8 protein-coding genes and 3 pseudogenes are annotated in these 8,656 nt (G+C 34.0%); 5 read left to right on the top strand and 6 right to left on the bottom strand.

The features are described 5' to 3' along the window. Window positions 1–343: 343 nt before the first annotated feature. The gene (locus tag C568_RS36625) at window positions 344–496 is read right to left on the bottom strand and encodes an IS3 family transposase (protein ID WP_123767163.1); all 153 of its coding nucleotides are present in this window, start codon (window positions 494–496) and stop codon (window positions 344–346) included. Between C568_RS36625 and C568_RS35960 the strand changes: the two are divergent. Further along, a pseudogene (locus C568_RS35960) lies at window positions 481–612 on the top strand (IS6 family transposase); the annotation flags it as partial. The gene C568_RS36625 and the pseudogene C568_RS35960 sit on opposite strands and share 16 nt — an antisense overlap. Window positions 613–732: 120 nt before the next feature. Here the strand turns inward: C568_RS35960 and C568_RS0129765 are convergent. From C568_RS0129765 to C568_RS0129755, 3 genes are read right to left on the bottom strand one after another with little or no spacing between them, the layout of a single operon-like run. Continuing rightward, window positions 733–1,383 (bottom strand): response regulator, encoded by a 651-nt coding sequence (locus C568_RS0129765; protein ID WP_018783679.1) that lies wholly within the window; start codon window positions 1,381–1,383, stop codon window positions 733–735. After that, window positions 1,352–2,815, bottom strand: coding sequence for a HAMP domain-containing sensor histidine kinase (locus tag C568_RS0129760; protein ID WP_018783678.1), 1,464 nt, complete (start codon window positions 2,813–2,815; stop codon window positions 1,352–1,354). The genes C568_RS0129765 and C568_RS0129760 overlap by 32 nt, the downstream gene beginning before the upstream one ends. After that, a complete protein-coding gene (locus C568_RS0129755; RefSeq protein WP_018783677.1) occupies window positions 2,812–3,702 on the bottom strand; it encodes a substrate-binding domain-containing protein in 891 nt (296 codons plus the stop codon). The genes C568_RS0129760 and C568_RS0129755 overlap by 4 nt, the downstream gene beginning before the upstream one ends. A 412-nt stretch (window positions 3,703–4,114) precedes the next feature. Between C568_RS0129755 and pgtP the strand changes: the two genes are divergently transcribed. Further along, entirely contained in the window at window positions 4,115–5,473 is a 1,359-nt protein-coding gene (gene pgtP, locus C568_RS0129750) for a phosphoglycerate transporter PgtP (protein ID WP_006093706.1), read from the top strand. Window positions 5,474–5,681: 208 nt separating this feature from the next. Further along, complete coding sequence (locus C568_RS35955; RefSeq protein WP_029428027.1) at window positions 5,682–6,005, top strand: hypothetical protein; 324 nt, start codon at window positions 5,682–5,684, stop codon at window positions 6,003–6,005. A 318-nt stretch (window positions 6,006–6,323) separates the two neighbouring features. On the opposite strand, the pseudogene C568_RS34500 reads toward C568_RS35955, so the two are convergent. After that, window positions 6,324–6,461 (bottom strand): annotated as a pseudogene (locus C568_RS34500) (lactonase family protein); the annotation flags it as partial. On the opposite strand from C568_RS34500, the pseudogene C568_RS31570 reads away from it, so the two are divergent. Further along, window positions 6,455–6,955 (top strand): annotated as a pseudogene (locus C568_RS31570) (epimerase); the annotation flags it as partial. The pseudogenes C568_RS34500 and C568_RS31570 overlap by 7 nt on opposite strands. A gap of 372 nt (window positions 6,956–7,327) precedes the next feature. Here the strand turns inward: C568_RS31570 and C568_RS0129730 are convergent. Then, entirely contained in the window at window positions 7,328–7,747 is a 420-nt protein-coding gene (locus C568_RS0129730) for a PH domain-containing protein (RefSeq protein WP_018783675.1), read from the bottom strand. 244 nt (window positions 7,748–7,991) lie between these two features. Here C568_RS0129730 and C568_RS0129725 point away from each other — a divergent pair. Continuing rightward, a partial coding sequence (locus tag C568_RS0129725) for a GNAT family N-acetyltransferase (protein ID WP_018783674.1) occupies window positions 7,992–8,656 on the top strand: 665 nt, incomplete at its 3' end.

Here is an 8,656-nt window from a genome sequence, read left to right as displayed (position 1 = left end):
ATTGATGTGCAGATCATTTGTGTGAGCAAACTTTAAACAAGAAAAAGAATCCCAGAAATCATAAGGGATTCTTTTTCTTTATGTAATTACGGCATTAACATTTTTGCTACAGATAATGATAGATTATGTAAACCTCACTAGCATAAGATATATATTCATGATAATTGAAATGAAAGGTTTTATTTGAAAATAATGTAATATATATAAAAAAATTAATATTATAACAAAGCGGATTAACTCCCTAATTTTGGACACATACTATCCTTAACTCATTGTTTCATAGAATTGCTCTTTATTTCATAAAATTACTTCTTTTTATGTGAGACAAGAAAAAAATCTCGCCTCATACTCTAACTTCTTTGATTTGTAACGGTTCTGTTTGTATTCGTCGATAAAATTCATTTGGTGATAAATCTAAAATACTAGAATGAATCCTTCGGTTGTTGTAAAACTCAATATATATAGCTACTTCTTGATAAGCTTCGCCATGCCTCACGTACTATTAAAGGTATAGAAACTGTTCATGCCATATACAAACAAAAGCGAAGTCTTCAACCGAACTTCGTTTTTTCGACGTATAACACATTACATGAATTATTAATAGTTTCATAAAACTAGTCCGCAATATTCCCCATCTCTTTATGTCTTCGGAAACTTTGCAACAAAACCTAAAAAAGCTATATGATAAGGATGTCGGAAGAGATAAGATCTTTTATAACATACATTACCCTGTTATTTCATGTTTATTAAATTATACTTTATGGCATATTGAACAAGTTCACTTTTTTTAGAAAGATTAAGTTTGTTCAACATTCTCGTCTTATGAGTATCAACCGTTTTTATACTGATAGTTAATTCTTGAGCAATTTCAGACAATGAAAATCCTTTAACAAGAAACTGCAATACCTCCCGTTCACGTGGGCTTAGAATTACATAAGGATTTCGGGACTCTGTTTCGTTTTGCAATCTTTTTAGCATCGTTGAAATTTCCTTTGGGCGAAGGTATAGGTATCCATCCATAACGGAATCAATAGCAGTGTATAATTCTTCATCTACGGCTGCTTTAGGGACGTAACCTGAAGCTCCCGCGTTCATGATTAATGTTACATAGTCTTCGTCCTCGTGCATGGTGAGCACTATGACTTTCGCTTGTTCATAACGTAATTTAATCTCTGTGAGAACTTGGATTCCATCTAAGCGCGGCAAAGATATATCCAATATCAGAATATCGGGCCTTAAAATGTCGTAAAGCCGGAGTGCTTCAAGTCCATCAGAGGCTTCACCTACAACTTTTAAGGACGGTCTTTTTTGCAATAGGAGTTTTAAACCTGATCTCATCAAGGCATGGTCATCAACTAGCATTATGTTGATTGTCTTTTTCATCATGACACCCTTCTCTCTGTTTTAATGGGATAGACACCCTAACTTCGGTCCCACCGATATTGTGAGTTTTGATAAAAAATGAACCATCCAGTAATTCGGCTCTTTCCTTCATTCCATATATTCCGATCCGATTTTGCTGGCGAGCTTTTTCAAAATCGGTCTCACGTATACCGTGACCGTTATCATGGATGCTCAACTCGATAGAACAATCCTTGATTTCCATGTTAATCACAATCTCAGTTGCTACTGTATGTTTCACTACATTGGTAAGACTTTCTTGAACAATTCGGTATAGTGCTACAGCAGTATGACTATCTATGGCAGCAATGTCATCATCGGGAGCGTGTAGAATTACAGTAAGAGCGAATTTTTCTTCAAACTTTCTTGCATGTTTCCTTAATGCCGGAATTAAACCTATATCATCAAGGATGGGTGGTCTTAATTCTACCGCTAAATCTCTAATTTCTCGCAAAATACTTGCCGCAGTTTCTCGGCTTACATTAAGTAGCTCTTGTTGCTCGATATCTTTAACTTCATTAGCCAAAATCCGCATTGTAACCATTAGAAAAGTAAGGGCTTGGCTTGTTTCATCATGAAGTTCACGAGAAATTCTTTTTCTCTCCTCCTCATGAGCGGATAATAGTTTCAAAATCAACGTATCTCGAAGGGCATCCTTTTCTTGAAGTTCCTTCAATAATTTTTCTACTGCAGTGCTGGAACTAATTAGGTTGTCAGCCATTTCATTAAAAGCCCGTGCTAATTTTCCAACTTCATCGTCACTCTCTGCTTTAGCCCTTAAGGATAAATTACCGGCTGATATGCCTGTTGCTGTATCAACTAAACTATTGATTGGTCGAGTAATGATACGAGTCACATAATAAGCTATACCTGCAGCCCCCATACAGACCAAAAATGTAGCAACAACCAATTCTATAATTTTAGTAAAAATATAGCTTTTCGCCTGTTTTTCTGCCATTCCAACTCTAACAAATCCTACATCTCCCTCTTCGATTGGAACCAGTATGTCATGGATATTTCCTTCATCTGAAGTTAGTATAGCGTAATTTCCATTATTGATATCATCAGGCTTATGTGCGTTTAATATTCCTTTCGGTAAGTGTTTGGAGAATGTATTTCCGACAAGAACATTATTATTGTTAATGACCAGTATATAACGAACGTCTTTGTTAGCTTCCTGTGCCCGGGTAATGAGAAGATGAATCGAATAGTAGTCATCAGTCAGAATGTAATCCGAAGACAATGCCGCAATATTTTCAGCGATATTTACACCACGTTTTTTAAGGTCCTCTGTCATGATTTTTGTGAGTGATTCCCAAATGATACATCCTAATACTAGAGCGAGAAAGAGTAGCGAAACGAATATAGCTCCAAATATCTTTTGGTTTATTTGTAATTTATTCAGCCATTTCATAGGTGACCCTCATATAATTGGGGTTCAAATGGAACAAAACGATCAATGAACAGTCCCTGAAACGCTGGTTTTATTATTTTTTGTTCGTGCATAGAAATGAAACTTTCCTTGATAATTCGCTTCTCTTCATCAGGTAAATTACTGCTGATGACAACAGGACCGGTACCAATCGGTTCCGTTTTTGCAATAATTTTCAAATTCTTAATCAGTTCTGGATTTTTAAGTTTGGTACGCTCAAAGACTAAGCTATCAACAGCTGCAGCGTCAACAACACCATTTATCACAGCGCTTAGGGAGCTTTCATGATTATATGTAAAAACATAACGACCAAAGAAATGCTCGGGCGTTTCACTTAATTCAGCTAATTTTTTCCTCACAAAAATATATCCGGAATAACTGGTTGGATCGCTAAAAGCAACGTTTTTCCCTCTTAAATCATGTATACTGGATAGTTCATTTTTGCGGTTTACGACGACATAACCATAATAATATGGAACTCCCATTCGCTCTTGCATGGCAATTGCTTCAAGTCCTTCAACATGTCTGTAGGTAATATATGCTCCTGTTGAAAGTATGGCTATATCAGCACCTCCATTCATCATCAACATACTAATTTCATTATAACTCTTGCGCTGAATTAGAATTGCAGGTCTATGAAGCTTCTCTCCGATATAGTTAGCTATTTTCCTATAGTACATAATTGTATCAGTCGGTGATAACACACTTGAAATTGCGATCCGTACAGGAGAGGGCTTGTCACCTTGTGAACCAACAGGCATGGTGTCAGATTCGGAGAAAATAATTTGAGGGCTTGAACGCTCATGCTGACATCCTATCGAAAGTAAAGTAATAAGCAATATAAAAAAAAGCCTCAACCAATTTATCATACTTTCCTCCATTCTTGCAGGCGAGGGATTTATGTAATATGTGAAAATACCCTAATTGAATCCGATTTACCGAATCCTACTCGATTCAGGGTTTTCAAAATTTATATTTATATATTACTTCAGAACGATCCACGAAATCTATGGAAGATTGTATACAAAACTATTATTTATGTCGAAGGTGTGACAGCAAATAGCCATAAATGGTTTTATGTAGGATATTATCTTACATAAAATCAGATATTTGCTGATAGTTTAACGAGTTGACATATAAGATAATTTAACAAAGGAGGGATGATATAACACAAGTATTTTTGAAAACGTTTCCGACAAGTTGGCCTCTATTGAAATACTAAATTTCATGCCAATCTAAGTTTTTTCCGTAAATCAAAGTAAAGAAATCGAGGTAGATAGTATGTTCTCATTTTTGAAACCTAAAATCGCTACTACAAAAATAGCATCAGACCAGGTTCAAAAAACCTATAGGCTTTTCCGGCTACAATCTTTATTAGGCGTGTTCTTCGGTTATATAGCTTACTATATAGTACGTAACAATTTTGCCTTATCTACTCCTTATCTGAAGGAACAACTCAATCTTAGTGCTACAGAAGTAGGATTATTAAGCAGTTCCATGCTTATCGCTTATGGAATTAGTAAGGGGTTAATGAGTAGTATAGCAGACAAAGCTAATCCTAAAAGGTATATGGCGCTTGGTTTGCTTCTGTGCGCTATGGTCAATATTATGATGGGCTTCAGCACCGCATTCTGGATGTTTGCAGTTCTCGTTGTTCTCAATGGATTTTTTCAGGGAATGGGAGTTGGACCTAGCTTTATTACTATTGCAAACTGGTTCCCGCGTAAGGAAAGAGGAACTGTCGGTGCCATATGGAATATTTCGCACAATATAGGTGGAGGCATCGTAGCGCCTATCGTTGGTGTCAGTTTTGCTATGTTAGGCTCCAATCACTGGCAAGCGGCAAACTACCAGGTTCCGGCTGCAATAGCTATTGTTATTGCAATGGTGATACTAACCCTTATTAAAGGATCACCGGTAAGCGAGGGCTTGCCTCCGTTAAGCGAAATCATCAAGGATGAACCCGATTCGAAAATGCAACAAAGGGCTGATTCCAAACCGCCAGTAGACATGAATGCTTGGCAGATTTTTAGGAATTATGTTTTATTTAACAAAAATGCATGGTTCGTTTCCTTGGTAGATGTTTTTGTTTACATGGTTCGTTTCGGCATTATAAGCTGGTTGCCCATTTATTTGTTGAATGTAAAACATTTCACTAAAGAAGAGATGAGTGTTGCCTTTTTATTCTTTGAATGGGCAGCCATTCCTTCTACTCTTCTGGCCGGTTATCTATCAGACAAGTTATTCAAAGGGCACCGCATGCCTCCAGCAATCATTGCTATGACATTGATATTCATCTGTATCATTGGTTACTGGCAAAGTACATCTTTACATTGGGTCACTATTTTCGCTGCTATTATTGGATGCTTGATTTACATTCCGCAGTTTCTGGCTTCAGTACAAACTATGGAGGTGGTTCCACCTTTCGCCGTTGGTTCTGCGGTTGGTTTGAGAGGTTTTATGAGTTACATTCTAGGTGCATCTTTAGGTACTACACTCTTTGGTGTAATGGTTGACAAGGTAGGATGGAATGGTGGTTTCTATGTATTACTAGCGGCAACTGTATGTTGCATCATATGCTGCATATTGACCCATCGAGGAGCAAAAGAATTTAACAAAAAACAGGTACTTCAATCCTGAAACAACTATATTCTGAGGATATTTCCATTATACAATACTCAAAGTCAGTGTGCTGCTCAACGTAACCAATTTGGTGTCGATGCAGATATAAAGGTGGTCAAATTGCAAACAGAGGCGTATATCATAGATAAAAAGACAATAGCCCTAGGTAGCCTTGAGCATTTAGAACCAGAAGATGAAAAAAAATCAGAGGAAATTGGCAACACTCTTGGCCCATTATTGGGAAAAAATCTATTCACATTCCAGATATACAGTTAAGGAAGCGCAGAAATTGGTGGATTTTCCAATTGAAAAACCAACTTATACAGCAAAAGGCTATGAGCTAAAGAAGGAAAAAGTTGATACAGATATTACACTTGGAAAACCAAAACCAATTATTAATTCAAGATATAAAAAAGGGGAGTTCAGTTATACGATTTATCAATCAGCGATTATGGAAAAAGGAAAGGACAGTTCCTATCAAATTGTAATCATTGATGATATTTTAAATAAGGCTGAATTAGAGAAAATCATGATTTCCTTTTTGAAATAAAAAATAGAGTCTCAAGAAAAGAATCTTGAGACTCTATTTTTATTTGAGTTTGAACGAAATCTTCATGTGTTAAAAGAAATTAATAATCTATAAAACAAAAAAGTGAGATGGAATTTTTGTTTTGGGGGTACTTCAAAATATTAGCTTGATGGGCATGTGGCGAGACCTCTACTTTGCTATTGATAATTAGTTTTGTTGGAAGTTATTTGATGATTCGTTTTTTATTTTTATCTTCAACTCAAGTCCTCGTTAGTTGAAGATGACTCATACATTAAGAGAGACTTTTATACTCCAGCAAATGTGATGGACCAAATAGAATCAAAGAACAGCTAACCCTTGTGATCCATAATAAGGAAAGTTAGTCGAAGCAGCAACCTGCAATCTAACCAGACTACCATCATCTTGGATATTAAATACTGAGACTGTACCCTGATTTCCGTTAAGGGTGTGAAAATGCAAAAGCATTAATTGTTAGGTTACCGGACTACTATGGTATAACTTCGCAGAACTCGTATTTACAACCAACATTGACTAGACTAGCAGGAAATAAAATCTCTATTTTCATTGGTAATCTAAAAATACCACGAGACTATGTCTATTTACCAGATGCCGCTAAGATGATTGTGGAAATAGCAAATAGAGACGATTCTTATGGAGAGAATTGGAATATACCTGGTGCCGAATTGATTTCAGGAAAAGAAATAATAAAAATTGCACGTGAAATTACTGGAAATAAAAAATTAGTTATTCCATTAAATAAAAATGTAATTCGTATAAGTGGATTGTTTGATCCGGTTATGAAGGAAGTAGTAGAAATAATGTATCCTACAGAAGAAGGATTTACTCTAAGGGGAGAAAAATATGAAAATAGAATAGGTGAAATTATAGCTACCCCTTATAAAGGTGGGCTAAAAGAAACATTAAATTTCTTAATGGATAAGATAAAATAAAGCAGAAAATGAAAATTCAGACTAAAACTAGAAATAATGATTAACTTAAAATTAAACATAAGTAATTGATTAATCACTAACAATTATAAATAAAAGTGAATCCTATTAAAAAATCCAAGTTAGCTCTAGCTTAACCTCAATATCATCACCAGTTGTAAAGTATTGTCCATCGGGTAATACATATCTACCCTGATGATTCTTTGTGAGAGTACCAATCAAAATGATCAACTCCCCTTAATAATTCTAATAACAGTTTTGACATATAAAACAACAGTTAAACTATTGGCACTTTTGATCAAACTTTTTTATAAAATAGTTGAAAGTTTACATTGGCAGTTTTCTAGATTTTAAATAAAAATAAGCCCATTGTTCTTATTGTTTAATGGGCTTGTCTATTATTTGTATGTGAGGACATTTATTTTTTAATAAATTAATGAATTCTTCTTCTTTTTTTGGTACACAAACTGTCAAAGTGTTAAATAATCCATACATAATTTCTAATCGTTGTCTTGACCAGTCTTGTGAATTCAATGACTTTCCATGGTATTTGATATGCTGGATATCTTCAAAAGGTATTTCAGTATTTGTAAAATAATATTTGATAATTAATGATTTGTCAGTAATTTTATAAGTGGATCTGTAAATAAATAAAAAATTGATTATGTTTAACAGAATCATACAACTTAGGTAAATATTATTAGTACCTTGTATGAACAGCATAGCAATAAAAATGAAAATAGTTAATAGAAATATAATCATATGAATAGGATTTTGTTTAATCTTAAATTTCATTCAAGTTCACCTCTTTATAGTAAGTATAGGGAAAAACGACTATCATATCTATAAATTTGTATACAATTATTAATTAATGTACAAAGTAAACTTTTATTCAAAAGTTTACTTTCATTTTTTCTTGAAAATATTTTTTGAAGGGTATGAAATATATTTCAACTAAAAAACTGAAAATTAAAATATTTAAATGTATAATAAAGTATAGAAGATATTGAAGAAATAAATAGAGAAGAGGAAATATCGTATGACTAGTTTAAAAAATGTTCTTGAACTTGATTTTGCATATCTTGAAACCTTTACTAGCCGAATAGAGAAATCATGGGGTTCTATATTTTGTAATGAAAGTAACCCATATTATTATGATGCAAATCATGCACATGTAAGTGTAGTAAGTTTAAATCCACAAATGATAGTAGATGAAGTAGTCCATTTCTATAAGACTAAAAATATAGTACCTAGATTTTATATATACAACTTAGATATGCAAGAAAAACTGATTTCTGAATTACAAATAAAGAATTTTGGATTTGAAGAATTAATAAGTCCAGTCCAATTATGGAATAAGAAATTAACTAAAAAAGATAAAAATGAAAAAGTTACTATTGAAGAGGTATCTGAATTAAATTTTGAAGAAGCTTTAGATATTGAATGTAGTATAAAAGAGTTAGGAGGCGAAGTTAGAAAAAAAGCTTTTCAAGATGAATTCCAACATCCAGCATTCACTCACTATCTACTTAGATACAATGGAGTAGCATGTTCCATCGCTTGTATTTTTGAACATGAAAAACAGGCCCGAATGGAAAGTGTAGCTACAATTGAAAAGTTTAGAGGTAAAGGGTTAATAGGTGAACTTATTCACTTTATTCAAAGTGAAGTAATGAATAGAGGACTAGATAATCTTTGGGTGAT

The sequence above is a fragment of the Bacillus sp. 95MFCvi2.1 genome, assembly GCF_000374965.1.
GTDB lineage: Bacteria > Bacillota > Bacilli > Bacillales > Bacillaceae_G > Bacillus_A > Bacillus_A pseudomycoides.
Note: the sequence above shows the minus strand (reverse complement) of the source record. Positions and strands in the feature narration are given on the sequence as shown.

Bases quoted from the DNA above. Each gene is read 5' to 3' on its own strand.
- C568_RS0129765 (WP_018783679.1), bottom strand. From the start codon at position 1,383: ATGAAAAAGACAATCAACATAATGCTAGTTGATGACCATGCCTTGATG.
- C568_RS0129760 (WP_018783678.1), bottom strand. From the start codon at position 2,815: ATGAAATGGCTGAATAAATTACAAATAAACCAAAAGATATTTGGAGCT.
- C568_RS0129755 (WP_018783677.1), bottom strand. From the start codon at position 3,702: ATGATAAATTGGTTGAGGCTTTTTTTTATATTGCTTATTACTTTACTT.
- pgtP (WP_006093706.1), top strand. From the start codon at position 4,115: ATGTTCTCATTTTTGAAACCTAAAATCGCTACTACAAAAATAGCATCA.
- C568_RS0129730 (WP_018783675.1), bottom strand. From the start codon at position 7,747: ATGAAATTTAAGATTAAACAAAATCCTATTCATATGATTATATTTCTA.